A 24,289-nucleotide genomic window follows, 5' to 3' on the forward strand; every position below is an offset into this window, starting at 1 on the left:
AACAAACCGATAGGATCCGCCTCATGCGCCGTTCCAAAATCGTCTGCACCCTCGGTCCCGCCGTCGACTCCCATGAGCAGCTCGTCGCTCTGATCGAGGCCGGCATGAGCGTGGCCCGATTCAACTTCAGTCACGGTTCCCACGCGGAGCACCAGGGTCGTTACGACCGGGTCCGCAAGGCCGCCGCCGAGACCGGCCGGGCGGTCGGCGTACTCGCCGACCTCCAGGGCCCGAAGATCCGCCTGGCGAAGTTCGCCGAGGGCCCCGTCGAACTGGTCCGCGGGGACGAGTTCGTCATCACCGCCGAGGACGTCCCCGGGGACAAGTCGATCTGCGGCACCACCTACAAGGGCCTGCCCGGCGACGTCGCCAAGGGCGACCCGATCCTGATCAACGACGGCAACGTCGAGCTGAAGGTCGTCTCCGTGGAGGGCCCCCGGGTCCACACCATCGTCATCGAGGGCGGGGTGATCTCCGACCACAAGGGGATCAACCTGCCGGGTGCGGCGGTCAACGTCCCGGCCCTGTCCGAGAAGGACATCGACGACCTCCGCTTCGCCCTGAAGATGGGCTGCGACCTGGTCGCGCTCTCCTTCGTCCGGGACGCCGGTGACGTCAAGGACGTCCACAAGATCATGGACGAGGAGGGCCGCCGGGTCCCCGTCATCGCCAAGGTCGAGAAGCCGCAGGCCGTCGAGAACATGGAGGGCGTCGTCGCGGCGTTCGACGGTGTGATGGTCGCCCGCGGCGACCTCGCCGTCGAGTACCCGCTGGAGAAGGTCCCGATGGTGCAGAAGCGCCTGGTGGAGCTCTGCCGGCGCAACGCCAAGCCGGTGATCGTCGCGACCCAGATGATGGAGTCGATGATCACCAACTCCCGCCCGACCCGCGCCGAGGCGTCCGACGTCGCGAACGCGATCCTGGACGGCGCGGACGCGGTCATGCTCTCCGCGGAGTCCTCGGTCGGCGCGTACCCGATCGAGACGGTCAAGACGATGTCGAAGATCGTCGTCGCCGCCGAGGAGGAGCTGCTCTCCAAGGGCCTCCAGCCGCTGGTGCCGGGCAAGAAGCCGCGCACCCAGGGCGGTTCGGTGGCCCGCGCGGCCTGCGAGATCGCGGACTTCCTGAACGGCGCCGCCCTGGTGGCCTTCACCCAGTCCGGCGACACCGCCCGCCGTCTCTCCCGCTACCGCGCGGCCCAGCCCATCCTGGCCTTCACCACCGACGAGGCCACCCGCAGCCAGCTGGCCCTCAGCTGGGGCGTCGAGGCCCATGTCGTCCCGCACGTGGACAACACGGACGCGATGGTCGACCTGGTCGACGCGGAGTTGCTGAAGCTCGGCCGCTACAACACCGGCGACACGATGGTCATCACGGCCGGCTCGCCCCCCGGCGTCCCGGGCACGACCAACATGGTGCGCGTGCACCACGTGGGCGGCCAGGGCCGCGACTGATCCGGTCCGCACGGACAGCTGAAACGGCTGTGGGCCGCACCCTTCGGGGTGCGGCCCACAGCCGTTTCCACGACTCACGGACGGGCTCCGGTCAGCCGGTGCCCTTGGTGAAGTAGTTCTGCAGGCCCGGCACCGTCAGCGTCCCGCCGAACTGGCCCGCCTGGGTCACCTTCACGTTGGTGAAGAAGGCGAACGGCACGTTGATCGGCGGCGGCGTCTCGGGGCTGAACGTGATCGGGATGAGGCCGAAGAGGTTGCCCTTCAGCTCCTCCGTGTACATCGTCACCTCGCCGTCGCGGATGGTGGAGGTGGAACCCTTGCGCGACGTCACATGGCCGGTGGTGCCCGACTGCGGGCCGACCGTGAGCTGGTGGAGGTCCTTGATGTCGATGGAGGAGGCGGTGAACTTCAGCACCTTCTTCGTGGAGCCGTCGCCCTTCTGCACCTCCACTATGCCCTTGTAGTCGAGTCCGCTCAGGGTGAGCAGCGAACTCTCCAGGACCCACGGGTCGTTCGGGAGGCGGGGGATGCCCTGCTCCAGATCGGCCGCGGCCAGTGCCTTCGGGTCGGCGGTCGGGCACGGGAAGGAGGGCTTGGCGCCGTCCGGGATGTCCTCGTCCTTCTTGGGGTCGAGTCCCTTGACGTCCTCGTCCAGCTCCTCGACCGGCTTGCCGGCCTTGCCCGCCGCCTCGCGGATGGCGTCGGCGGTCTTGTCGGCCTTGTCCTTCGCCGCTTCGGTGACCTTCTCGACGGGCTTGTCGGCGGGCTTGTCCGCCGCCGTGCCGGAGGACTTGTCCGTGTCGCTCGCGGAAGGCTTCGGGGACGCGGTCGTGGCACTCGGGGACGGGCTCGCCGTCTCCTTGTCCGGTCCGTCGAAGAGGTCCTTGAGCGCGTCACCGACGCCCAGCGGGTCGAGCGGGTTCTTCGACTTGGTGGGCGAAGGAGTCGCGCTCGGCGTCTCGGCCGGGGTGTCGGCGGCCTTCTTGGCGGAGTCCGCCTCGGTGTCGCCCGAGGCGCTCGCGGACGGGGTGGCCGAGGGCTTCGGGGTGGTGGCCCCGTCACTCTTGTCCGGTGTGGGTTTGTCGCTCGCCGTGGCGGACGGCGACGGCTTCTTCGTCTCCGACGCGGAGGGCGACGGCGACTCGCTCGGCTCGTCGGAGCGGGTCACGCACGGGCCGGGCGCGTAGGGGATGTCCGCGCTGTCATCGGCCATCGCCAGCTTCGGGGTGAGCCCCATCCCGACGAACACCGCGGTCGGCATCGCGGCGAGCGCGAACGCCTTCTTGCCCGCGGGCATGTGGAGCTTGGTCAGCAGCGACTTCCTGGGGGCGGCGTGACGCGGCCCTCTTCGCTCCTGGAGCCCGCTCTCGCCCGCCGTGTCCGCCTGATTGTCGTCACCCCGCACGATGCCTCCCGCCGTCGACCTCAACTGCCGTGTCGTACTTCGCCGGCTCCTGCTGGGGAACGGCCGCCCCGTGGAGCGCGCCCCCGGGGTGACCGGCGGTCTGCTCGTCCGTCGTGAACGCGAGGCCGTCCGGCGCCGCCGCTGCGGGAACTCCCGTGGCGGGCGCGGCCTCGTCCGCCACGGGCTCACCGGGAGCCCAGGAGAGGGAGAGGGCGCCGCCGAGCAGGGAGAACAGGAAGCCGATCAGGAAGCCGCCGATGTTGGCGACGGGGATCGAGATCAGTGCGAGCAGGATCGCCGCGACACCCGCGAACACCCGGACGATGTGGTGGAACCACATCGTCAGACCGAGCGTGATCAGCAGGATCCCGATGATGAGGGATCCCGCGCCCGCGGTGGTGGACATCGCCAGCGTCATGTTGCCGAGGTGCATGTTCGCGTACGGGAAGTACGCGATGGGTACACCGCCAAGGATGGTGAACAGGCCCGCCCAGAAAGGCCGGTTACCCCGCCAGGTGCGGAAGCGTCGCCGGAAGACGCGGAGGTAGTGCTCGTTCTGCCCTGTGGATTCGGGGCTCATGGAAAACAGCTCCCTGGAACCGGTACTGCCGTGAGAAGAAGAGAAGGGTGGGCGGCCGGGAGCATGTCGCGCATGCCCCCGGCCACCCGGGCGAGTGCTTAGTAGCACTCCTTGACACCCTTGTGGAGCGACAGCTTCAGGTCAGGAAGCTTGAAGGTGCCGGCCGTGGTGGCCCACGCCTGCTGCTTGACCTTCGACAGCTTGGCGACCTCGGCCCGCTGCGAGAACCCGTACGGGTTGGCCTGGGTTCCGGGCTGGATGCCCGGGTTCTTCAGCGAACCGGCGGCGACGCCGATGTCGATGTTCGTGAACTCGGCGTCCGCGCCCAGCGAAGAGACATCGAGGTACAGGTCCTTGGCGTAGACCTTTTCCTTGCCGGTGCCCGCCTTCAGCTCCAGCGTCACACTGCCGAGACCGAACGGCAGGTCAGGGGTGACCACCGACTGGCACATGTTGGTGATCGTGGCCTCGCTGAACCCGGACACGGCGACCGGAGCGGCCATGTCCTTGCCCTTGAGGTCCTTGCCCGTCGCCACACTGCCGTACTGGACGAAGTCCTGGCCGACCAGCTGATCCGCGCTGACCTTGAACTCCTGGCCGGACACGCTGAACGAAGCGGCGAGCGCGCCCTGTGCCAGGCCGACACCCACCGCGGCGGTGGCTATGACGCTCGGCACCATGACGACAGCGAAACGCTTCCATCTCGTGCCACCGCGAACCTGGGAACTCATACTTTTCCTCCTTCTCGGACGTACATCTCCGGCCTGGCATCCTGCCCGACCTGGGATGGGAGAAGTGCTACGTCCTCGGAAAGGAGAGCGCCCGCGAACGGGGACGTGAACCGCGCCCGAATCACCGGCGATCACCCCCGAGCGACAACCACTGGCCACGCGTTCGCGCAACCTCTTCGGACAGGCCCTGCCGTTCAGCAGGAACCCCCCTGTCCGGAGCCGGCGCCACTGCCGCCGGCCCACCCGGTGGGGACCCAACAGAGCCGCCGCACCGACTGGCAGCCGGACTGGCGTTATTGGACCGAGCGTGGCCGATCGTGGTCCATTCGCGGCCGTGACACAAGGGGGTTCGTTACTCACTGGTAACGGCGCGATAACCCAGTCACGACCGGGCGGCACCGAGCGGCCACACAGGGTTGCCCCGGGCCCGCAGACGAATCACGGCATTGACGGCCGAAGCCGGACAGATCCCAGTGGGTGATTTACTCGGAGTAACAGCCGTTGCTTTTATCAAGATTTGGTAAAGTGTGGGCTTCTCTTATCGCCCTGACGCGAAAACGGCCGCGACTCCCGGAAGGAGCCGCGGCCGTGTTGTCAGATCAGAACAAGACGCGTGCGAGCGCGGTACGCGCGGCGCCCACCCGGGGGTCGTCGGGGCCGATCACCTCGAACAGCTCCAACAGCCGCACGCGGACCCGGTCCCGGTCGTCACCGAAAGTCCGGCGGACCGTCTCGACGAGACGGCCGAACGCGTCCTCGACATGACCGCCCACCAGATCCAGGTCGGCCGCGGCGAGCTGGGCCGGCACATCGGCCGGGTTCTCGGCGGCGTCCTTGCGGACCTGCTGCGGGTCCGTCTGCTGGACCCGGGCCAGGAGTTCGGCCTGGGCGAGGCCGAGCTTGGCCTCGCTGTTGGCCGGCTCGTCGGAGAGGACGTTCCTGTACGCCTGGACGGCACCGGCGAAGTCATTGGCGTCCAGCGCCTGCGCGGCCGCCTCCAGAAGGGCGTCGTACGGCCCGGCGGGCACCGGCGCGGGCTCCTGCGCGGTCGCGTCCGGAGCCGCCGCGTCCTGGTCGACCACGATGCCGGTGAGCCCGAACCGCTCCTCGCCGACCTGGATCAGCTGGTCCAGCGTCTCCCGGATCTGGGCTTCGGGAGCCGCGCCCTGGAAGAGCGGAAGCGCCTGGCCGGCGACGACGGCGAAGACCGCCGGGATGCCCTGGATCCCGAACTGCTGCATCAGCATCTGGTTGGCGTCGACATCGACCTTGGCCAGCACGAAGCGGCCGTTGTACTGCTGGGCCAGCCGCTCCAGGAGCGGTCCCAGCTGCTTGCACGGCTCGCACCACTCGGCCCAGAAGTCGATGACGACGGGGACTTCGGCGGAGCGCTGCAGTACGTCGCTCTCGAAGCCCGCCTCATCGACATCGAACACAAGGGAAGAAGCGGGTACGGCGGCGGGGCCACCCTGCCGGGCGGTCTCGGCACGGGCCTGCTCCGCCTTCACCTTGGCCTCACCGGCCGCCTTCACCGCGGCGAGGTCGACGACGCCGCTCATGGACATGTTCCTAGGCTGCATACGTACATCCTCCCCCCTTGGCACACCGATCCGGAAAGCGATACGTGAACCGCGCCCGTCCGCGACCCCCGCCGGTGTGCGAGGTGTGCGGACAGACACGGCCCGAGGGCCCCTGAAAGACCCGGTTCGGCACCCGGTCCCCACCCGGTGCCTGTGGCTGTCGTTCGTCCGTGGCGCGACGCCGGCCAGCCGACATCCTTACGCTACGACCCGTAGCGTAACTGGCCACACCCCCTGCTGAACAGGACCACTCGGTGATCTGTCTCACGGCCGACGGGGCCGGTCGGATTTAGCTACTGGCGGGTATGGTCGCGTCATGCTGAGCCACAGCCACCCCAAACCCTCACGAACGGGACGACCGCGCAATGCCGCGGCCGATGAGGCGATCCTGGAGGCGACCAGAGCCTCGCTGGTCGATCTCGGCTGGTCGAAGCTGACGATGGGTGATGTGGCGACGCGGGCCGGGGTCGCCAAGACGACGCTGTACCGGCGCTGGGCGGGCAAGAACGAACTGGTCGTGGACGCGGTCGCGGTCCTCTTCGACGAGCTGGAACTCCCCGATCTGGGCAGCCTGTCCGCCGATGTGCAGGCGGTGGTGCTGCAGTTCGCCGCGCTCCTCGAGCGCCCGGAGACCCAGACCGCGCTGATGGCGGTGGTCGCGGAGTCGACCCGGGACGAGGCGCTGCGGACCCGGATCCGTGACTCGATCGTGGACCGGCAGAAGCGTCTCGTCCTCCAGGGCCGCCGACGGGCCCAGGAACGCGGTGAGCTGCCGGAGGAGCAGGACGAGGTCACGGCGGCCCTGACGGCGGACCTGATCTTCGACGTGATCGCCGGGGCCGTGGTGCACCGGGCGCTGGTGAGCGCCGAGCCCGTCGATGCCGACTGGGCCCGGCGCTTCACCCTGCTGCTCCTGGCGGGGCTGGGCGCGGCCGCCGCCGGATAGTGCGGCGGGGGTTACTTCTGCCAGGCGCAACTGCCCAGCGTGGCCTTGCCGGCGGCGACCAGGCGGTCCGCCTGCTTCGGCGCCATCAGCTTGGTGCGGTCGCTGTGGCAGACGACGGTGCGGTCGCCCTGTCCGGCCAGGTCCACCAGGATCTGGTCCCAGTGGCGGTACTGGACGTCATGGCCGGAGTCGGCGTACGTACGGACCACCGGGGTGACGGGCAGCGCCTTGCGCCAGGTGGCGAGGGCGGCGGCCGTCGGCACGGTGGTGTCCTTGTCGCCGCCGTACAGGTAGACGGGCGCCTTCAGCTTCGACAGGTCGGGCCCGGGGCGCTGGCAGTAGAGCCGCTGCTCGTGCACCTGCGGCGCCGGATCGGACTTCTGGCCGCGCTGGTTGTACGTGCGGGCGCCCTCTTCGTACGCGGTGTCGGCGAAGCCCGGGATGGACTTGACGGCGCTGTCGTCGGGGAACGCCCACCAGGAACGCGGGTCGGCTATCGAGTCCTTGACCGCGTCGGTGAGCTGGTCGTCGCTCAGACCGCAGTAGGCGGCCTTCTCGCCGTACGGCGGGAGCGCGGCGGCCAGGTGGAGGGCCTTGATCCGGCCGGGGGCGCGGGCGGCGAGCTCGGCTGCGTAGGGTCCGCCGCCGGAGATCGCGATCACCGAGACCTCTCTGACGCCGATCCGGTCCAGGACCTCGAGGGCGTCCTTCGCGAAGTCGGCCTTGCCGAGGGACGGGTCGTACTCCGTGTCACCGAAGCCGTTGCGCTCCACGGAGATCAGCCGGAGGCCGAACGACTCCCGGGTGGACCGGAAGAAGTCCGTCATGTGCGCGGCCCGCGCGCTGGTTCCGGTTCCGCCGATGTACAGGACCGGGGTGCCGCCCCGGCGCCCCTCGTCGATGTAGTGCGCGGTGCGGCCGCTGGAGAGCTTCGCGGCCTGCACATCCGGGCCGAGCGAGTCGAAGGTGTCCTGCACCCTCGGCTTCGGCGCCGGTGCGGCGCTGACCGCCGTCGAACCGCTGACCAGCAGCGTTCCGAGTACGGCGAGTGCGGCGCCCGCGGCCGCTGTCATTCTCCCGGACAGTCTCACTGTGTTCCTCCAGAGGGGTACGAGTATCGCGGCTGCGCCTACCCGGCCCCCTGGAGGTGACACCTGTAACTACCAACTGTCTGTCAGAAACCGGGCGGTTCCGTGTAGGTGCCCCATTCCTCGCGCAGCACCCCGCAGATCTCACCCAGTGTCGCCTCGGCCCGTACGGCGTCGAGCATCGGGGCGATCATGTTGGAACCGTCGCGGGCGGCGGCCAGCATCGCGTCCAGCGCGGCGACCACCCGGGCGTCGTCGCGGCCGTCCTTGCGGCCGGCGAGCTCGCTGACCTGGTCGCGCTCGACCTCGTGGCTGACCCGCAGGATCTCCAGGTCGCCGGTCACCGAGCCGTGGTGGACGTTGACGCCGACTACCCGCTTGTCGCCCTTCTCCAGGGCTCGCTGGTACTGGAACGCGGATTCGGCGATCTCGCCGGTGAACCAGCCGTCCTCGATGCCGCGCAGGATGCCGGAGGTCATCGGGCCGATCGGGTGCTGCCCGTCCGGGTGGGCCCGGGTGCCGCGCTCCCTGATCTGCTCGAAGATCTTCTCGGCGTCCGCCTCGATCCGGTCGGTGAGCTGCTCCACGTACCAGGAACCGCCCAGCGGGTCCGCCACGTTGGCGACGCCGGTCTCCTCCATCAGCACCTGCTGGGTGCGCAGGGCGATCTCGGCGGCCTGCTCGGAGGGGAGCGCGAGGGTCTCGTCCAGGGCGTTGGTGTGCAGGGAGTTGGTACCGCCGAGGACGGCGGAGAGCGCCTCGACGGCGGTCCGTACGACGTTGTTGTAGGGCTGCTGGGCGGTGAGCGAGACCCCGGCGGTCTGGGTGTGGAAGCGGAGCCACTGCGCCTTGTCGGTCTTCGCGCCGTACGTCTCCTTCATCCAGCGGGCCCAGATCCGGCGGGCGGCGCGGAACTTGGCGATCTCCTCGAAGAAGTCGAGGTGCGCGTCGAAGAAGAAGGAGAGGCCGGGTGCGAAGGTGTCGACCTCCAGGCCGCGGGAGAGGCCGAGCTCCACGTATCCGAAGCCGTCGGCCAGGGTGTACGCCAGCTCCTGCGCGGCCGTGGCCCCGGCCTCGCGGATGTGGTAGCCGGAGACGGAGAGCGGCTTGTACGCGGGGATGTCGCGGGCGCAGTGCTCCATCAGGTCGCCGATGAGACGCAGATGGGGCTCGGGCTGGAAGAGCCACTCCTTCTGCGCGATGTACTCCTTGAAGATGTCCGTCTGGAGCGTGCCGTTGAGTACGGCCGGGTCGACGCCCTGGCGCTCGGCGGCGACCAGGTACATGCAGAAGACGGGCACGGCGGGGCCGCTGATCGTCATCGACGTGGTGACGTCACCGAGCGGGATGTCCTTGAAGAGGACCTCCATGTCGGCGGCGGAGTCGATGGCCACCCCGCAGTGGCCGACCTCGCCCAGCGCGCGGGGGTCGTCGGAGTCGCGGCCCATCAGCGTCGGCATGTCGAAGGCGACGCTGAGCCCGCCGCCGCCGGCGGCCAGGATCATCTTGTAGCGCTCGTTGGTCTGCTCGGCGTTGCCGAAGCCGGCGAACTGGCGGATCGTCCAGGTGCGGCCCCGGTAGCCGGTCGGGTGGAGCCCGCGGGTGAAGGGGTACTCACCGGGCCAGCCGATCCGCTCGAAGCCCTCGTACGCGTCCCCGGGCCGGGGGCCGTATGCGGGCTCGACCGGATCCCCGGAGAGCGTGGTGAAGTCCGCGTCACGCTTGCGGGCCTTGTCGTAACGGGCCTGCCAGCGTTGGCGGCCTTCCTCGATCGCGTCAGCGTCCATGCGTACAAATTTACTAGGACGTCCTAGTAAATGTCGATGGCAAACCGCCCGGCGCTTTGCGCGGGGCGGTTCGGACCAGATGCGGACCGGGGCCGGGACCGGGCTCCGGTCAGGCCTTCGCGGGGACCGGGGCGGCGTCCGTGAGCAGCGGCTCGACGTCGCGGACGACCTGGCGCTCGACGAAGAACGCGGCCGTCGGGATCGTGCCGGCGATCAGCACCCAGAGCAGCTTGCCCATCGGCCACTTCGCCTTGGAGCCGAGGTCGAAGGCGAAGATCAGGTAGATGATGTAGAGCACGCCGTGGATCTGCGAGACGACGAGCGTCAGGCCCTCGCCGGTGTCGAAGCCGTACTTGAAGATCATGCAGGTGCAGAGCACCAGCAACATGACGGCGGTGACGTAAGCCATCACCCGGTACCGGGTCAGGACGCTGCGTTTCATGCCATCGAGCCTAACCGGACGTCCTGGGCGATCTTGCAGCGGGCCGGGCGCGGAACCCCGCCCTCCACGGCCCGCTCAGATCTCCTCGAAGTCCTGTGCGGCGATCCGCAGCGGCCGCAGCAGCGCGAAGATCTCGCCGCACTCCTCGGCGTCGTACACCCCGAGCCCGAACTCCATCGCGACCAGGTCCTCGGTGGCCGCCTCGACGACCTCGCGCCCCTTGTCCGTGATCGAGGCGAGCGTGCCCCGGCCGTCGTTCGGATTGGGGCGCTTGTCGACCAGGCCGGAGCGCACCAGCCGGTCCACGGTGTTCGTGACGGAGGTGGGGTGCACCATCAGCCGCTCACCGATCTTGGACATCGGCAGCTCACCGGCCTTGGAGAAGGTCAGCAGGACCAGCGCCTCGTACCGTGCGAAGGTCAGCCCATACGGTTTGACCACCGCGTCGACCTCCGCGAGCAGGATCTGCTGCGCGCGCATGATCGAGGTGATCGCACCCATGGAGGGCACCGGACCCCAGCGCTGCTGCCAGTGTTCGTCGGCGCGGGCGATGGGATCGAAGGGGAGACTGAGCGGCTTCGGCACGGCATCGACCTTACCCACTGGTCACATGCTGGTCCGCCCCGTCTCGAACTTCGGTCCGAATTCGGTGAGCGGGTGCGGTTCTGCGGACCTCCGCGACGAGCACCAGCAGGCACAGGGTGCCCACGGCCCCGGCCCCGGCGACCACCTGGTGCACCGGGAAGAACTCGGCGGCCAGGCCCGCCAGCGCCATGCCGACGCCCTGGAGCGTCATGAGCCCGGCGGTGAGCAGGGTCATGGCCCGGCCCCGCAGTTCCTCCGGAACGGCCTCGACGAACCACTGGTCGAGCCCGATGATGTACGCCGAGCCCGCACCGGCCACCACCAGCGCGGCCGCGATCACCACGAGGCCGGGGCTGATCCCGTACAGCAGGAAGGGCAGCAGCCCCACCGCCGCGGCCGGCAGCACGATCAGGGAGCGGGCCCGCGGGCTCAGGGCCGCGCCCACGTACAGTTCGGCGGCGATCTGACCGACCGGCATGGCGCACATCAGCAGCCCGAGCGCGACGGTGCCCGCACCGATCTCGTCGGCGTACGGCGCCGCCAGCGCCTCCGGGGCGACGACGAACACCGGGGGCAGCCAGAAGAGCAGCAGCAAAGCCCGGATCCGGCGGTTCCCGAGGACCAGCCGGGCGCCCGTGAGCGACTCCCCCAGCAGGGTGGCGCCGCCCTTGCCGGTGCTGCGGGCGGGCCGGTCCCGGGTGCCGAGGCGCAGCAGGAGGGCCGAGCCGAGGAAGGTGGCGACGGTGATGGTGATCGCACCGCGCGGCGAGACCACCGCCAGCAGCAGCCCGCCCACGCCGAAACCGGCCAGCAGCGCGCTCTGCGAGACGATCCGCAGCAGCGAGCGGCCCAGTACGTAGAGGTCGTCCTCGCCGAGGATGTCGGCGAGCGCGGCCATCCTGGTCCCGGTGAAGACGGGCGAGACGGCGGCCACCAGGCAGCGCAGCAGGAGCAGTCCGGCGACGGGGGTGCCCGGCAGCACCATCACGGCGACGCAGGCCGCGCAGATCAGGTCGCAGGTGACCAGGACCCGGCGGGCGGGGTAGCGGTCGGCGATCCCCGCGAAGAGGGTGCCGCCGACGAGGTAGGGCAGCATGCCGAGCGCGAAGGTCAGGGCGCTGAGCAGCGGTGAGCCGGTGAGGTCGTACACGAGGACGGTCAGCGCGAGCTCGCTGACCACGACGCCGAGCAGCGAGAGCAGATGTGCGGCGAAGACGGCGCGGAACTCGACGACGGCGAAGACGGCCCGGTAGCCGCGGGAGGGCCGGGAGGGTTCCGTGCCGGGTCCCGCAACGGCGGGGGCCGGCCCGGCAGTTCCGGGCACGGTTTCGTGGGCCGCGGGGGCCCGGAGCGCGGCCGGTTCGCTCGGGTCAGGGGAACCGGCGCGCTCCGGGTCGCGGGGTATGTGGCCGCCCGCCGGCGGATCGGTGTCTCTCGGCATGGGCGCAGCCTGCTGGACCACGGCACCCGGTCCGTAGACTTTCGGTCCCACCCGAATCTTCCCGAGGCCGCGCATGCCGTTCCATCTGCATTTCGACGAGAGCGATCTGCTGCGCTGCCGGTTCGCGCTGTCCCCGATCGGGGAGACCCAGGCCGCCGTCCGGGTGCTGGCCCGGCCGGAGCGGCAGGGCTATCACCTGCCGTGGCTGCGCCGGATCCGGCACGCGGCCGCCGGGCTCGATCTCGGGCCGCTGTGGCTGCTGATGAACGAGCGCGGTCACAGTCCGGACTTCTTCTGCCCGCCGCCGCTGGGGCCGCTCACCTCGTTCGAGGAGGAGATCGCGGGCGTGCGGGCGGTCGATCCGGCGCTGGCGCGGGAGGACATCGCGTGGGCGCTGTCCGACCGGCCCGGGGCGCTGGACTCCGCCGCCGGGCAGGCGATGCTGGCCGATCCGGCACGGACCGTGCGGGAGCTGGCCGATCTGCTGGAGCTGGCCTGGCGGGCGCTGATCGAGCCGCACTGGCCCCGGCTGCGGGCGCTGCTGGAGGCGGATGTGGCCTACCACTCGCGGCGGCTCGCGGCGGTCGGCTTCGAGCGGCTGCTGAGCGAGCTGAGCCCGCAGCTGAGCTGGGCGGACTCGACGCTGACCATCGCCCGCACGGCCGGCCGGCACTCCCGGGTGCTCGGCGGGCAGGGCCTGGTGCTGATGCCGAGCGTGTTCGCCTGGCCGAACGTGGTCGGCGGCTTCGAGGCGCCCTGGCTGCCCGCGGTCATCTATCCGGCGCGCGGGATCGGCGGGCTCTGGACGGAGCCGGGCGACCGCACCCCGGACGTCCTCGCCCGGCTGCTCGGCCGGGCCCGCGCCGACGTCCTGTGCGCGCTCGACGAACCGGCCGGCACCTCGGCGCTCGCCCACCGGCTCGGCCTCGCGCCGTCCTCCGTCTCGGAGCACCTGTCGGTGCTGCGGTCCGCGGGGCTGCTGACCTCGCGCAGGTACGGGCACCAGGTGCTGTACGAGCGGACGCCGCTCGGGATCGCCCTGGCGGTGTCCCAGCCGCAGCCCCACGCGCCGTGATGAGGGGCGCCCCGAGGGGCGCCGCTCCTCGGGCGTCAGCCGGCCAGGTGGCGCTCGACCGTCTCGACCTTGGCGGTCAGCCCGTCGGTCACGCCGGGGCGGATGTCGGCCTTCAGCACGAGGGAGACCCGGCCGGCCCGCGCCTCGACGGCGGCGACGGCGCGCTTGACGACGTCCATGACCTCGTCCCACTCCCCCTCGATCGAGGTGAACATGGCGTCCGTGCGGTTGGGCAGCCCGGACTCGCGGACGACTCGGACGGCGTCGGCGACGTACTCGCCGACGTCCTCACCGACCCCCAGCGGGCTGACGGAAAAGGCAACGATCATGCGCTGACCGTACCTTCCCGGCGGGCGCGGGCCGCGATGACGCCGTCGGCCTCGTAGCGCTTCAGCACCTTGTCGCCGTAGAGCCCGCCGAACGGCAGCACGCAGAGCAGGAAGAAGAACGCGACGCGCTTGAGCGGCCACTTGGTCTTGTTCCAGACGTCGAGCAGCAGGACGACGTAGATCACGAAGAGCACGCCGTGCAGCATGCCGAGCGGCATCATCAGGAAGTCGATGTCGGAGACCCGGCTCAGCACCGAGCCGAAGATGATCAGCGCGGGGAAGGACAGCGCCTCGGGAATCGAGATGAGGCGCAGCCGGTGCAGGGCGGTAGCGGTCTTGATGTCCACGGGGGCACCTTCGGTGGGAGGACGGTGACAGCTTGTGAACGCAGGCACAAGCGCGACCATTGTGGCACCGGCCGCCACCAGGTCCTGTGGCGGGGGCCGATTCGCGCCCTTCGGGCACTCCTTGTCCTCATTCGCGGGACGGGCCGGATTTCCGGCGGCTACCGTCGCACCGTGGCAATGTTCCGACTCCAAGGCAGCAAGACGCTCGCCGTCGACCTGACCGGCGACGCCGTCAAGGCGAAGAACGGCTCGATGGTCGCGTACGACGGCCGGATGGCGTTCAAGAAGATGACCGGCGGCGGTGAGGGCCTGCGCGGCATGGTGACCCGCCGGCTGACCGGCGAGCAGATGGCCGTGATGGAGGTGAAGGGCGAGGGAACCTGCTACTTCGCCGACCGGGCCAGTGACATCAGTCTGGTCTCGCTGCGCGGCGAGAAGCTGCACGTCGAGGCGAGCAACCTGCTCTGCACCGACGCCGGTCTGCGTACCGGCACCACCTTCACCGGGCTGCGCGGCGGCGGGACGGGCAACGGACTGTTCACCACCACCGTCGAGGGAACGGGCCAGGCGGCGATCATGTCGGACGGCTCGGCCGTGACCCTGCGGGTCTCCGCCCAGTACCCGCTCTTCGTCGACCCCGGCGCCTACATCGCCCACCAGGGCAACCTCCAGCAGCACTTCCAGTCCGGGGTGAACTTCCGGACGCTGATGGGCGAGGGCTCGGGCGAGTCCTTCCAGATCCGCTTCGAGGGCGAGGGACTCGTCTACGTCCAGCCCAGTGAGCGGAACACGATCGGGGGCGATCTCTGATGCCGTTCCGTGAGATCAACTCGAAGATGGTCGAGGCGACGGTCGTCCCCGGCCAGAAGATGTTCAGCCAGCGCGGCGCGATGCTGGCCTACCGCGGCGAGGTGTCCTTCACGCCGAACATCCAGGGCGGTCAGGGCGGGGTGATGTCGATGATCGGCCGCCGGATGGCGAACGAGGCGACGCCGCTGATGACGGTCGAGGGCAGCGGCACGGTGATGTTCGGTCACGGCGGCCACCACATCCAGGTGATCAACCTGACCGGGGACACCCTCTACGTGGAGGCCGACCGGCTGCTCGCCTTCGACGGCGCGCTCCAGCAGGGCACGATGTTCATGGGCTCGCAGGGCGGCGTGATGGGCATGGTGCGCGGCCAGGTGAGCGGGCAGGGCCTGTTCACGACGACGCTGAAGGGGCACGGCGCGGTGGCGGTGATGGCGCACGGCGGGGTGATCGAGCTGCCGATCACGCCGGGCCGCGAGGTGCACGTGGACCCGCAGGCGTACGTCGCCCACCACGGCGACGTGCGCAACAAGCTGTCCACCGCGCTCGGCTGGCGCGAGATGGTGGGGCGCGGCTCCGGCGAGGGGTTCCAGCTGGAGCTCAGCGGCAACGGTGCGGTGTACGTCCAGGCCTCGGAGGAGAAGCTGTGAGCACGCCTGTCGTCTTCGACCCGATGACGCTGCCGACGGACGACAACGTCAACGCGTACACCTTCTGTGTGGAGCTCAAGGGGAGCCAGTGGTTCCTGCAGAAGGGCAAGATGATCGCCTACTACGGGCGGATCGAGTTCAACGGCATCGGGCACGGCCGCTTCGAGGGACTGGTCCGTACGAGCTTCCACTCGCCGCTGCACGCGAGTGACTGGGTGGTGGCCGAGGGCAGCGGGAAGATGCTGCTCGCGGACCGGGCCTTCGACGTGAACTCCTACGATCTGGAGGACGGGAACCTGACGATCCGGTCCGGGAACCTGCTGGCCTACCAGCCGACACTGGCGCTGAAGCAGTCGATCGTGCCGGGGTTCCTGACCCTGATCGGCACGGGGAAGTTCGTCGCCGCATCCAACGGTCCGGTGGTCTTCATGGAGCCGCCGCTGCGGGTCGACCCGCAGGCGCTGGTGGGCTGGGCGGACTGCCCCTCGCCGTGCCACCACTACGACCACGGCTACATGCGGGGCGTGCTGGGCGGGGTGCGGGCGTTCACCGGGATCGGCGGCGCCTCGGGCGAGGAGCACCAGTTCGAGTTCGTCGGCGCGGGTACGGTGCTGCTCCAGTCCACCGAGGTGCTGATGGCCGAGCAGCCGACGGGAGCGGTGCCGCAGCAGGCGGGTGTTCCGGGCGGGGGTCAACCTGGGTCCAACCCCCGCACCCCGGGCCAGCTGGGGGACCTCCAACGGCGCTTCGGGTTGTGAACGGTAGTCTGCGGAGTGTGACGCCGAAGGTCAGCGCCTCACCCGCGGGACCCGGCCGGCGCGTGCCGGGCGTCACACCAACTAACTTCGTCCGGATTTCAACTTCTTAGGTAGAATCCATATATGGAGACCGAGACGGCCACCCGCTGGCTGAGCAACGCGGAGCAGTGCGCCTGGCGCACCCACCTGGATGTCAGCAGGCTGCTGATGCACCAGCTGGAGAAGGACCTCCAGCCGTTCGGCCTGACCAACAACGACTACGAGATCCTCGTCAACCTCTCGGAGTCGCCGGACCAGCGGCTGCGGATGAGTGATCTCGCCACCGCCACCCTGCAGTCCAAGAGCAGGCTCTCGCACCAGGTCACCCGCATGGAGAGCGCGGGCCTGGTCCGCCGGGAGAACTGCGAGTCGGACCGGCGCGGGCTGTACGCGGTCCTCACCGAGACCGGCGCGGAGACGATGCGGAAGGTGGCGCCGCACCACGTGGCGTCGGTGCGCAAGCACTTCATGGACCTGCTGACCCCGGAGGCGCTGGAACAGCTGCACGCGGCCCTCGCCCCGGTCGCGGACCACCTGCGCGCCCGCCGCGTCTGACAGCGGTCCGGCGGCCCGGGGGCGCCGCTCAGCGGGGGCCCGGCAGCCACAGCTCGAACCGGGCGCCGCGCTCCCCCGCCCCGGCCACGGTCAGCCGGCCCCCGTGCCGCACGGCCACATCGCGGGCGATGGCGAGGCCCAGACCGGCCCCGCCGTCGTCGCGGGCGCGGGCGTCGTCGAGGCGCACGAAGCGCTCGAAGACCCGCTCGCGCTCCGCCTCCGGCACTCCGGCCCCGTCGTCCGTGACCACGAGGACCGCGCCCCCGCGTATCCCCCGCACCGCCACGGCCACCGAACTCACCGCGTGCCGCTCGGCGTTGTCCAGCAGATTGCCGATCACCCGGGCCAGCTGACCGCGTGAACCGGTCACTTCCGGCCCGCCCGGCTCCGGCACGGACACCGCCACCGCGATCCGGTCACCGGTGCGCTGCGAGACCTCCGCGCGGACCAGCGCGCCCAGATCCAGCCGCGCGCTCCCCGGCCGCTCCCCCGCGTCCAGCCTGGCCAGCAGCAGCAGATCGGCCGCCAGTACCTGGAGCCGCACGGTGTCGGCCACCGCACCCGGCACGTCCAGCAGCTCCGGGTGCGCGGCGCCCACCTCCAGCTGGGTGCGGAGCGAGGCGATCGGGGAGCGCAGCTCGTGCGAGGCGTCCGCGACGAACCGCCGCTGCCGGTCGACGGAGGCCTCCAGGGCGGTGAGCGTCTCGTTGGTGGTACGGGCCAGCCGTGCGACCTCGTCACGCGAAGCGGACTCCGGCACCCGTCTGCTCAGGTCCTCGGACGCGGTGATCGCCGCCATCTCGCGCCGGATGTCCTCCACCGGGCGCAGCGCCCGCCGGGTCACCAGCCAGGTCACCCCCGCGACCACGAGCAGCACGACGGGCAGCGCGGCCAGCATCGCGGCGCGCACGCTCGCGACGGCCCGCTGCTCCGCGGCGAGCGGGGCCCCGGCGTGGACGGTCAGGGTCAGCCCGGCGGAGTTCGTCGCCTCGACGGACGCGAAGCGGTAGTCGGCGCTCTCGCCGTCGACGGTGGCGGTGCCGTTACCGAAGTCCGGATCGTCGGTGGAGACCTCACCGCGTCCGGGGTCGGCGCCGGCGCCGTCGTCATCGTCGTCCCCCTCGCGGTCGCCGTCGTCGTCGCCCTTGCCCGGGGAGGCGGGCGAGGGCTGCGGGGTGACCCGGTCCGTGCCGGTGCCGGAGATCGCCTCCAGGTCCTTGGAGACGGCGACCACCCGTCCGTCCTCGTCGGTCACCTGGACCGGATGGTCCTCCTCGTCGCCCGTCTTCAGCTTGTCGTAGGGGACGTCGAGGGCCAGCTGCCCGGCGGCCTCGCGGGCCGCCACCTCGGCCTGGAGGCCCGCCTGGTCGGTGAGGTTGGCGCGCAGGACCAGCAGGGCGGCCAGCCCGGCGGCGACGAGCGCGAGGGCGACGACCACCGTGGCGCCGAGCGCCGCCCTGGCCCGTACCGATCTCACAGCGCCTCCAGCCGGTATCCGGCGCCGCGCACCGTGCGGATGGCGGCCGCGCCGAGCTTGCGGCGCAGGGTGCTCACGTACACCTCGACGATGTTCGGGTCGCCGTCGTAGGCGAAGTCCCAGACGTGCTCCAGGATCTCCGCCTTGCTCACCACCTGTCCGGCCCGCAGCGCGAGCTGTTCGAGCACGGCGAACTCCTTGGTGGTGAGCACGACCTCGTCACCGCCGAGGTGGACCCGGCGGGCGGCGGTCTCCATCCGCAGGGAGCCGACGGTGACCACCGGCGAGGCGGAGCCGCCGCGCCGGCGCAGCAGGGCGCGGACCCGGGCGACCAGCACCACGTAGCTGAACGGCTTGGTGAGGTAGTCGTCGGCGCCGGTGTCCAGCCCCTCCGCCTCGTCGTACTCCCCGTCCTTCGCCGTCAGCATCAGGATGGGCACCTCGTGGCCGGCGGCGCGCAGGGCGGCGCAGACCCGGTAGCCGTTCATCCCCGGCAGCATGATGTCCAGGACGACCAGGTCGTGCGCGCCGTCGGAGGCCCGGTGCAGCCCTTCGAGCCCGTCGTGCACGACATCTACGGCGAATCCCTCGGCGGTGAGCCCCCGGGCCAGGGAGATCGCCAGCCGCTTCTCGTCCTCCACGATCAACAGGCGCATGCGCACAGCCTCGCAAACCGGAGCTGAAGACGGCTTCAGGTGGCTTCAGGCTGCGTTCAGCATCCCCTCGGCAGGGTGGGACCCGTCGCACAACGGACCATCCGACCGGGGAGGACCCCTCATGAAGCGAAAGATCGTCATCGCCGCCGTCACCGCCGCCGTGCTGGCCGCCGGCGGGACCGCCACGGCCGTCGCACTGGCGGGCGGCGGTTCCACGAGCGGCACGCCGGGCCGCGACAGCGCCCGCGTCACCGTCGGGGACGCGGCAGCGGCCGCCGTCCGGGCCGTCCCGGGCACGGTGACCGAGGCCGAACTCGACGACGAGGACGGCCGGCTCGTCTGGGAGCTCGACGTGTACGGCTCCGACCGGACCCGGCACGACGTGACGGTGGACCCGGACAGCGGCAAGGTGCTCGCCGAGCACGCCGACACCGACGACGGCGACCGGTCCGCGCCCCGCAAGACCTCCGTGACGCTCGACGACGCGGTCCGGGCCGCGCTCGGATCGGAGCCGGGCACCGTGACCTCGGTCGAGCTGGAGGACCACGACGGCCGCGTCGGCCGGGCGGTGCACTGGGAGGTCGACGTCCGGGGGAAGGACGGCGCGAAGCACGAGCGAGACGTGGACGCGAAGACGGCGAAGGTCACGGTGGACCGGCCGGACAGCGGCCACGGGGACGACGACGGGGACGACCGCGACGACGACTGAGCAACCGTCGCCGCGGCCCTCAGGGGATGTAGCCGGAGACGACCGTGCCGTCGGCAAAGCCGAGGAACACGACGTCACCGACGGCCAGCAGCTGTGGTGGGTCACCGGGCGGGAAGGGGACACCGGTGTAACCGGTGCTGTTCTCCGGTTCCCCGTCCGTGCGCCGGTACGTGCCCACCCCGGCGCCCGTGGCCGCGAGGACCAGGTCCCCGGCGACCGAGGGCCGACCACCCCCGTCCGGGTACCGGTCGGTGGCCCACTTCGACAGGTCGCCGGCCACCGAGATGGCGTGGAGGCTGTCGTCGTCGTTGACCACCACGGTTCCGTCGTCGGTCAGCGCCACCGGGCCGTGGACCGCGATCCCTGCGGCGATGATCCGGTGCTCCCGGGGCCGGGTCACGTCGTTCATGGCGGCGAGGCCCGGCCCCGACGCCGCCCGGCAGACCAGTACGCGGCCCCTGAGCGCCGGGTCCCGGCACGGGAAGTCGTTCGCGGACAGCCGCTCCTTCACGGTGCCCGTCGCCCCGTCGACGATCCGGGTGTCCCCCGCCACCACGACCAGCCGCCCCTCATCCGCGACCAGCGCGGGCCGGGTCCCGTCGTAGGGCTTGTTCCACAGCTCGCGCCGGTCGCCGGTGAGCCGGCGGGCGGCCAGCCTGCCGGTGCCGGGGGCGCCGCCGCCGATGACGTAGTAGAGGGTGTCGCCATCCTGGACGGCGGCCGAACCGGTGTGCCCGGCCGGCAGCTTCGCGCGCCAGCGCTCCTCGCCGTCAGTCAGCCGGTAGCCGACCAGGGCCCGGCCGACGAACGCGTACACGGTCCCCTTGGTGAAGCCGGCGACGACAGCCTTGGTGGCGCTCTGTGCCCCCTTCGGGGTACGCCAGCGCTGCTTGCCGTCGGCCGCGTCGAGCGCGGTGAGCCCCTTCGTCCCGCCGCACAGCAGGGCCGACTCCGCGAAGCCGCAGTCGCCCGTGCCGCCCTGGACGGTGGACTTCCACGCCTTCCAGCCGGCGGGCCGGACGGACCGGTCGGTCGCGGCGTTGCCGAAGTCGCCCGAGCGGCCGCTGTCGGCCCGGGGAACCAGGCGGACGCCGGCGGTGTCGGCCGCGTGGGACGGACCGGCGCCGGGACCCGAGGACCGGGCGGCGCTCCCCGGATCACCGCCCCCGGCAGGCGGGTCCGGCCAGAGCACGTAGCCCAGCAGCAGGCAGACCGTGACCGCGACCGCCGCCAGGACCACCTGGGGCGCCCGGCGCGGAGCGTCCGTAAACGTGACGGCGACGGGGGGCGGGCCGGGCGGCAGCGGCGGCACGAAGGGGACGGGGTCCGGTTCGGCCGGAGCCGAGTCGGCGCACTCCCTGGCCGCGCGCCCGTAGTCGGCCTGCTGGTCCCGTACGCCCGGCGTCCAGGGGAACGGGAGCGAGGGGCCCCGGGGTAGCAGCAGAGCGGCCAGTTCCCCGGAGCCCGGGCGCTGTTCGGGCCTCGGGTCCAGGCACCGGGCGATCACGTCGCGCAGCAGCGGGGGCACCCCGGAGAGTTCGGCGTCGCCCCGGGAGATCCGGAAGATCACCGCCGCCATGTCGGAGTCGTCGAACGGGCCGCGTCCCGCCGCCGCGAACGCCAGCACCGCGCCCAGGCAGAACACGTCCGACGCGGGCACCAGTGCGGTGGAGCCGTTGACGTGCTCGGGCGAGATGTAGCCGGGGCTGCCGACCACGACACCGGTACGGGTCAGCTGTGTGGCGTCGAAGGCCTGGGCGATGCCGAAGTCGATCACCTTGGGGCCCTCGGGGCCGAGCAGCACGTTGCCCGGTTTGAGGTCGCGGTGCAGCACCCGTACGGCGTGCATGTCCGCGAGGGCCAGCGCCAGGTCCGCGCCCATGGCCCGCACCACCGGCTCGGGCAGCGGCCCGCTGCGGGTCACCGCCTCGGCCAGCGAGGGACCGGCGACGTACTCGGTGGCGAGCCAGGGCGTGCGGCCGCTCGCGTCGCCCCCGAGGAACGCGGCGGTGCGAGGACTGCGCACGGCGGCGGCCGCCTCGATCTCCCGCCGGAACCGGACCCGGAACCCGTCGTCCAGGTCGAGTTCGAGCCGTACCGTCTTCAGCGCGACGAGCGCTCCGGCGGGCATCCCGGCGGGCCGCGCCAGGTACACCTCGCCCATGCCGCCGGTGCCGAGCAGACCGAGGATCCGGTAGGGCCCGATCCGGGTCCGGGTGCCGGGGGCCGGCCGTTCGATCATGAGGCGGACGCACCGGGCAGCGGGACGGAGAACACCTGGCCGCCGTGCTGGATGACGTAGACGGCTCCGCCGACCGGCAGGACCTCCGGCGGCAGCACCTCGTTGGACAGCACGACCCCCCACTGGAGCATGTCGTAGTCCTTGCGCGTCTCGGGCCCCGGGGCGCCCTCGATCGCGGTCCTGCGCAGCGGTCCCGGCTTCGCCGCGCCGTTCAGGGCGACGCTGTACAGGCTGGTGCTGTCCGCCCACACCAGGGTGTCCGCGACGATCACCGGGGACGAGGCGGCGTTGACCGGGCTGTCGAAGGAGCGCCGGTCGAGCGGGTAGCGGGCGAGGGTCCTGCCGTCCTCCCGCCGGACCACGACGATCTCCGGGTCGGTGTCGTCCTCCTCCCAGGGAGCACCGCGCCGGACCAGGACGACCACGTGGTCGTCGACAGCGCCGAGGGCGGCCCCGTCGGTGAGTCCGTCCGGCAGCGGAATCTCACCGTCGGATTCGAGCGTGGGGATGCGGAGCCGCTGGACGGCCATGGGAGCGCCGTCGGCGGTGTACGAGTACGCGGCGCAGTAGACGTGCGGGGCGCGGATCAGTGCGTCGTAGCACCGGGAGCCCTGCCCCTCCTTCCTGCGGCCGAGTTCGGCGCCGTCGCCGGTGCGCAGGGCGCGCAGTCCGTCCTGGCCGCGCAGGTAGAGCACCCCGTCGCTGGTGGTGAGCGGCCAGAAGTCGTATTCGTCGACCTTCGCGAGGTTGTCGCCCACCAGCGGTTTGCGCCACTGCTCCTTGCCGGTGGCGAGGTCGAACGCGGCGACCCGGGCGCCTTCCGGGACGGGGCCGATGTCCGCGAAGACCAGCCCGTCGGCGACCAGCGGCGCGCTCTCGAAGCCGTGCGTCGATCCGGCGCGGGTCTCCCAGCGGGGCTTGCCGGTACGGGAGTCCAGCGAGACGATCCGGTCACCGGTGGCGAGCAGCACGGAATCGCCGTAGATGGCGGGCCGGGTCGATCCGGACGGCATGAAGACCTGCCCCGTGGGGCCGATCCGGGCACCGACCTCGTCCGCGTCCAGCCGGGCCGAGTAGTCCCACAGCTTCTTTCCGTCGGACGGGGAGAGCGCCTCGTACGCGCCGCCCGCGGTGCGGCAGACCAGCACGTCCCGGCCCGCCGCGCAGCCGAACGGGCGCCCGGTCAGCTCGCCCTGCCAGGTGTGCCACCCGGCAGGCCGGACGTCACGGCCGTACGGGACGGTGCCGGCGCCCTCCGGGCCGCCCTGGGCGTCGATACCGGCGAGCACCTCGGCCGGCTGCTTCCGGTCCCCGCTGCTCTTGCCGCCGTCGCGCAGCGCCAGCAGTGCGCCGGTCGCTGCCCCGAGGAGGACGAGCGCGGCGAGGGCCGCCAGGAGGTTCCGGCGCCGCCGGGAGCGCGGCGGCGCGGCCTGCTCCGGCGCGGGCGCGGGCACGTGGGGCGGGCGCAGCGCGAAGTCCGTCGCCACCGTGTGGTGGCGGGGCGCGGCCCCGCGGCTGCCGGTGGCCGCCTCGGTGGGCGTGTATCCGGGCAGCAGCGGCCCGTCCAGCGCGCCGACCCGGGCCAGTTCCCGTTCGTACTCCGCGATCTGTCCGCCCACCGGTGCGGGCCACCCGTCGGCGGCGCCCGGGGTGAGCCGGGCGGCCAGTGCGGCGGCGGTGGGGCGGGCGGCGGGGTCGGCGCTCAGGCAGTCGTCCAGGACCGCGCGCAGCCCCTGGGGCACCTCCGCCAGGTCGGCCTCGACGTACTTGACCCGGTACAGGACCGCGGCGACGGGCCCGTCCCCGAACGGGTCGCGGCCGGTGGCGGCGAAGCAGAGCACGGAGGCGAGGCAGAAGACGTCGGAGGCCGGTACGACGCGTCCGCTGCCCGCCACGTGCTCCGGCGACATGAAGGCGGGGCTGCCGACCATCCGGCTGGTGGTGGTGAGCGGGGTGCCCCCGGCGTCCCGGGCGATCCCGAAGTCGATGAGGCGCGGCCCGTCGGCGGCGAGCATCACATTGCCGGGCTTCACATCGCGGTGGACGATGCCCGCCGCGTGGACGGCCGCCAGGGCGCGGGCCAGTCCGGCGCCCAGCATCCGGACCTCGGCCTCGCCCAGCGCGCCCGCGCCCCGGACGGCGGCGGACAGGGTGGGCCCGGCGACGTACTGGGTGGCGAGCCAGGGGACCTCGGCGTCGGCGTCCCCGTCGAGCAGCGGCGCGAGGCGGGGGCCGGTGACGGAGCGGGCGAGGGTGATCTCGCGGCGGAAGCGGCTGCGGAAGCCGGGGTCCTGGGCGACGTCGCGGCGGACGGTCTTGACGGCGGCCGGGCCGGACCCGTCGCCCCGGTCCCCGAGGAAGACCTCCCCCATGCCGCCCGCGCCGAGCCGGGCCCGTATCGCGTACGGGCCGATCCGTCTGGGCGAGTCCTCCCGCAGCGGACCCAGCATGTGCCGCTCCCCCCTGGCGCGCATGACATGACCGGCGGCAATCGTGTCACGTGCGGGGCGGGTGCGGCAGGGCGGAAAGACGTGAACGGCGCACTCCCGCCGTATGACTGACGCGTTATCAGCCCTGCGGGGCGGGATACCCCGTGTCCGGGG

Annotated in this window: 23 protein-coding genes; 8 read left to right on the forward strand and 15 right to left on the reverse strand. The window is 71.7% G+C overall.

Translation table 11 applies throughout. From position 1 onward, the window contains the following. Positions 1 to 23: 23 nt before the first annotated feature. Positions 24 to 1,454, forward strand: a complete 1,431-nt coding sequence (gene pyk, locus ACGFU6_RS16625) for a pyruvate kinase (protein WP_393611457.1) — start codon at positions 24 to 26, stop codon at positions 1,452 to 1,454. A 91-nt stretch (positions 1,455 to 1,545) separates the two neighbouring features. Here the strand turns inward: pyk and ACGFU6_RS16630 are convergent, their stop codons facing one another. From ACGFU6_RS16630 to ACGFU6_RS16645, 4 genes are all read right to left on the reverse strand, one after another. After that, positions 1,546 to 2,859, reverse strand: coding sequence for a hypothetical protein (locus ACGFU6_RS16630; protein ID WP_393611458.1), 1,314 nt, complete (start codon positions 2,857 to 2,859; stop codon positions 1,546 to 1,548). Further along, positions 2,849 to 3,439, reverse strand: a complete 591-nt coding sequence (locus ACGFU6_RS16635) for a DUF6114 domain-containing protein (RefSeq protein WP_393611460.1) — start codon at positions 3,437 to 3,439, stop codon at positions 2,849 to 2,851. The genes ACGFU6_RS16630 and ACGFU6_RS16635 overlap by 11 nt, the downstream gene beginning before the upstream one ends. A 98-nt stretch (positions 3,440 to 3,537) precedes the next feature. Beyond that, entirely contained in the window at positions 3,538 to 4,170 is a 633-nt protein-coding gene (locus ACGFU6_RS16640; protein ID WP_393611462.1) for a DUF6230 family protein, read from the reverse strand. A 599-nt stretch (positions 4,171 to 4,769) separates the two neighbouring features. Further along, positions 4,770 to 5,750 (reverse strand): tetratricopeptide repeat protein, encoded by a 981-nt coding sequence (locus ACGFU6_RS16645; RefSeq protein ID WP_393611464.1) that lies wholly within the window; start codon positions 5,748 to 5,750, stop codon positions 4,770 to 4,772. A 316-nt stretch (positions 5,751 to 6,066) separates the two neighbouring features. On the opposite strand from ACGFU6_RS16645, the gene ACGFU6_RS16650 reads away from it, so the two are divergent. Then, on the forward strand, positions 6,067 to 6,696 hold the full coding sequence (locus ACGFU6_RS16650) for a TetR/AcrR family transcriptional regulator (protein ID WP_393611465.1): 630 nt from the start codon (positions 6,067 to 6,069) through the stop codon (positions 6,694 to 6,696). Positions 6,697 to 6,707: 11 nt separating this feature from the next. On the opposite strand, the gene ACGFU6_RS16655 is transcribed toward ACGFU6_RS16650, so the two are convergent. From ACGFU6_RS16655 to ACGFU6_RS16675, 5 genes are all read right to left on the reverse strand, one after another. Then, a complete protein-coding gene (locus ACGFU6_RS16655; protein WP_393611467.1) occupies positions 6,708 to 7,769 on the reverse strand; it encodes an alpha/beta fold hydrolase in 1,062 nt (353 codons plus the stop codon). A 101-nt stretch (positions 7,770 to 7,870) separates the two neighbouring features. Then, entirely contained in the window at positions 7,871 to 9,571 is a 1,701-nt protein-coding gene (locus ACGFU6_RS16660; protein ID WP_393611468.1) for a methylmalonyl-CoA mutase, read from the reverse strand. A 109-nt stretch (positions 9,572 to 9,680) separates the two neighbouring features. Continuing rightward, complete coding sequence (locus tag ACGFU6_RS16665) at positions 9,681 to 10,013, reverse strand: DUF3817 domain-containing protein (protein WP_393611470.1); 333 nt, start codon at positions 10,011 to 10,013, stop codon at positions 9,681 to 9,683. Positions 10,014 to 10,088: 75 nt separating this feature from the next. Beyond that, positions 10,089 to 10,598 carry a MarR family winged helix-turn-helix transcriptional regulator gene (locus ACGFU6_RS16670; protein WP_073737055.1) on the reverse strand — a complete coding sequence of 170 codons (510 nt, stop codon included), beginning with the start codon at positions 10,596 to 10,598 and terminating at the stop codon, positions 10,089 to 10,091. A 10-nt stretch (positions 10,599 to 10,608) separates the two neighbouring features. Further along, a complete protein-coding gene (locus ACGFU6_RS16675) occupies positions 10,609 to 12,039 on the reverse strand; it encodes an MFS transporter (protein ID WP_393611471.1) in 1,431 nt (476 codons plus the stop codon). A 73-nt stretch (positions 12,040 to 12,112) separates the two neighbouring features. On the opposite strand from ACGFU6_RS16675, the gene ACGFU6_RS16680 reads away from it, so the two are divergent. Then, positions 12,113 to 13,114: a DUF5937 family protein gene (locus tag ACGFU6_RS16680; protein WP_393611472.1), complete on the forward strand. Its 1,002-nt coding sequence runs from the start codon at positions 12,113 to 12,115 to the stop codon at positions 13,112 to 13,114. A 35-nt stretch (positions 13,115 to 13,149) separates the two neighbouring features. On the opposite strand, the gene ACGFU6_RS16685 is transcribed toward ACGFU6_RS16680, so the two are convergent. Both ACGFU6_RS16685 and ACGFU6_RS16690 read right to left on the reverse strand, forming a co-directional pair. Further along, positions 13,150 to 13,443, reverse strand: coding sequence for an MTH1187 family thiamine-binding protein (locus tag ACGFU6_RS16685; protein ID WP_393611473.1), 294 nt, complete (start codon positions 13,441 to 13,443; stop codon positions 13,150 to 13,152). Further along, complete coding sequence (locus ACGFU6_RS16690; RefSeq protein WP_123523478.1) at positions 13,440 to 13,790, reverse strand: DUF3817 domain-containing protein; 351 nt, start codon at positions 13,788 to 13,790, stop codon at positions 13,440 to 13,442. The genes ACGFU6_RS16685 and ACGFU6_RS16690 overlap by 4 nt, the downstream gene beginning before the upstream one ends. A 177-nt stretch (positions 13,791 to 13,967) precedes the next feature. Between ACGFU6_RS16690 and ACGFU6_RS16695 the strand changes: the two genes are divergently transcribed. The 4 genes from ACGFU6_RS16695 to ACGFU6_RS16710 all read left to right on the forward strand — a co-directional run bounded on the left by ACGFU6_RS16695 (position 13,968) and on the right by ACGFU6_RS16710 (position 16,602). Next, positions 13,968 to 14,600, forward strand: coding sequence for an AIM24 family protein (locus tag ACGFU6_RS16695; RefSeq protein WP_393611586.1), 633 nt, complete (start codon positions 13,968 to 13,970; stop codon positions 14,598 to 14,600). Then, positions 14,600 to 15,250, forward strand: coding sequence for an AIM24 family protein (locus ACGFU6_RS16700; RefSeq protein ID WP_393611474.1), 651 nt, complete (start codon positions 14,600 to 14,602; stop codon positions 15,248 to 15,250). The genes ACGFU6_RS16695 and ACGFU6_RS16700 overlap by 1 nt, the downstream gene beginning before the upstream one ends. Further along, positions 15,247 to 16,008: an AIM24 family protein gene (locus ACGFU6_RS16705; RefSeq protein WP_393611475.1), complete on the forward strand. Its 762-nt coding sequence runs from the start codon at positions 15,247 to 15,249 to the stop codon at positions 16,006 to 16,008. The genes ACGFU6_RS16700 and ACGFU6_RS16705 overlap by 4 nt, the downstream gene beginning before the upstream one ends. 123 nt (positions 16,009 to 16,131) lie before the next feature. Continuing rightward, positions 16,132 to 16,602, forward strand: a complete 471-nt coding sequence (locus tag ACGFU6_RS16710; RefSeq protein ID WP_123523481.1) for a MarR family winged helix-turn-helix transcriptional regulator — start codon at positions 16,132 to 16,134, stop codon at positions 16,600 to 16,602. Between the two features lie 28 nt (positions 16,603 to 16,630). Here ACGFU6_RS16710 and ACGFU6_RS16715 read toward each other — a convergent pair whose 3' ends face one another. Further along, positions 16,631 to 18,079 (reverse strand): sensor histidine kinase, encoded by a 1,449-nt coding sequence (locus ACGFU6_RS16715; RefSeq protein ID WP_393611477.1) that lies wholly within the window; start codon positions 18,077 to 18,079, stop codon positions 16,631 to 16,633. Next, complete coding sequence (locus ACGFU6_RS16720; protein ID WP_393611478.1) at positions 18,076 to 18,735, reverse strand: response regulator transcription factor; 660 nt, start codon at positions 18,733 to 18,735, stop codon at positions 18,076 to 18,078. Before ACGFU6_RS16720 ends, ACGFU6_RS16715 begins: the two co-directional genes overlap by 4 nt. Before the next feature lie 121 nt (positions 18,736 to 18,856). Between ACGFU6_RS16720 and ACGFU6_RS16725 the strand changes: the two genes are divergently transcribed. Continuing rightward, the gene (locus ACGFU6_RS16725) at positions 18,857 to 19,444 is read left to right on the forward strand and encodes a PepSY domain-containing protein (protein ID WP_393611480.1); all 588 of its coding nucleotides are present in this window, start codon (positions 18,857 to 18,859) and stop codon (positions 19,442 to 19,444) included. Between the two features lie 19 nt (positions 19,445 to 19,463). Here the strand turns inward: ACGFU6_RS16725 and ACGFU6_RS16730 are convergent, their stop codons facing one another. Together ACGFU6_RS16730 and ACGFU6_RS16735 are read right to left on the reverse strand one after the other, a co-directional pair. Further along, entirely contained in the window at positions 19,464 to 21,686 is a 2,223-nt protein-coding gene (locus tag ACGFU6_RS16730) for a protein kinase (RefSeq protein ID WP_393611482.1), read from the reverse strand. After that, entirely contained in the window at positions 21,683 to 24,136 is a 2,454-nt protein-coding gene (locus ACGFU6_RS16735; protein ID WP_393611484.1) for a PQQ-binding-like beta-propeller repeat protein, read from the reverse strand. The genes ACGFU6_RS16730 and ACGFU6_RS16735 overlap by 4 nt, the downstream gene beginning before the upstream one ends. Between the last annotated feature and the right edge of the window lie 153 nt (positions 24,137 to 24,289).

Source organism: Streptomyces sp. NPDC048462, from assembly GCF_043200175.1.
Classification (GTDB): Bacteria; Actinomycetota; Actinomycetes; order Streptomycetales; family Streptomycetaceae; genus Streptomyces.

What these genes read in the sequence shown, in the direction of transcription:
- pyk (WP_393611457.1), top strand. Translation starts at nt 24, where the DNA reads ATGCGCCGTTCCAAAATCGTCTGCACCCTCGGTCCCGCCGTCGACTCC.
- ACGFU6_RS16635 (WP_393611460.1), bottom strand. Translation starts at nt 3,439, where the DNA reads ATGAGCCCCGAATCCACAGGGCAGAACGAGCACTACCTCCGCGTCTTC.
- ACGFU6_RS16640 (WP_393611462.1), bottom strand. Translation starts at nt 4,170, where the DNA reads ATGAGTTCCCAGGTTCGCGGTGGCACGAGATGGAAGCGTTTCGCTGTC.
- ACGFU6_RS16645 (WP_393611464.1), bottom strand. Translation starts at nt 5,750, where the DNA reads ATGCAGCCTAGGAACATGTCCATGAGCGGCGTCGTCGACCTCGCCGCG.
- ACGFU6_RS16650 (WP_393611465.1), top strand. Translation starts at nt 6,067, where the DNA reads ATGCTGAGCCACAGCCACCCCAAACCCTCACGAACGGGACGACCGCGC.
- ACGFU6_RS16655 (WP_393611467.1), bottom strand. Translation starts at nt 7,769, where the DNA reads ATGACAGCGGCCGCGGGCGCCGCACTCGCCGTACTCGGAACGCTGCTG.
- ACGFU6_RS16660 (WP_393611468.1), bottom strand. Translation starts at nt 9,571, where the DNA reads ATGGACGCTGACGCGATCGAGGAAGGCCGCCAACGCTGGCAGGCCCGT.
- ACGFU6_RS16665 (WP_393611470.1), bottom strand. Translation starts at nt 10,013, where the DNA reads ATGAAACGCAGCGTCCTGACCCGGTACCGGGTGATGGCTTACGTCACC.
- ACGFU6_RS16675 (WP_393611471.1), bottom strand. Translation starts at nt 12,039, where the DNA reads ATGCCGAGAGACACCGATCCGCCGGCGGGCGGCCACATACCCCGCGAC.
- ACGFU6_RS16680 (WP_393611472.1), top strand. Translation starts at nt 12,113, where the DNA reads ATGCCGTTCCATCTGCATTTCGACGAGAGCGATCTGCTGCGCTGCCGG.
- ACGFU6_RS16685 (WP_393611473.1), bottom strand. Translation starts at nt 13,443, where the DNA reads ATGATCGTTGCCTTTTCCGTCAGCCCGCTGGGGGTCGGTGAGGACGTC.
- ACGFU6_RS16695 (WP_393611586.1), top strand. Translation starts at nt 13,968, where the DNA reads ATGTTCCGACTCCAAGGCAGCAAGACGCTCGCCGTCGACCTGACCGGC.
- ACGFU6_RS16700 (WP_393611474.1), top strand. Translation starts at nt 14,600, where the DNA reads ATGCCGTTCCGTGAGATCAACTCGAAGATGGTCGAGGCGACGGTCGTC.
- ACGFU6_RS16710 (WP_123523481.1), top strand. Translation starts at nt 16,132, where the DNA reads ATGGAGACCGAGACGGCCACCCGCTGGCTGAGCAACGCGGAGCAGTGC.
- ACGFU6_RS16720 (WP_393611478.1), bottom strand. Translation starts at nt 18,735, where the DNA reads ATGCGCCTGTTGATCGTGGAGGACGAGAAGCGGCTGGCGATCTCCCTG.
- ACGFU6_RS16725 (WP_393611480.1), top strand. Translation starts at nt 18,857, where the DNA reads ATGAAGCGAAAGATCGTCATCGCCGCCGTCACCGCCGCCGTGCTGGCC.
- ACGFU6_RS16730 (WP_393611482.1), bottom strand. Translation starts at nt 21,686, where the DNA reads ATGATCGAACGGCCGGCCCCCGGCACCCGGACCCGGATCGGGCCCTAC.
- ACGFU6_RS16735 (WP_393611484.1), bottom strand. Translation starts at nt 24,136, where the DNA reads ATGCTGGGTCCGCTGCGGGAGGACTCGCCCAGACGGATCGGCCCGTAC.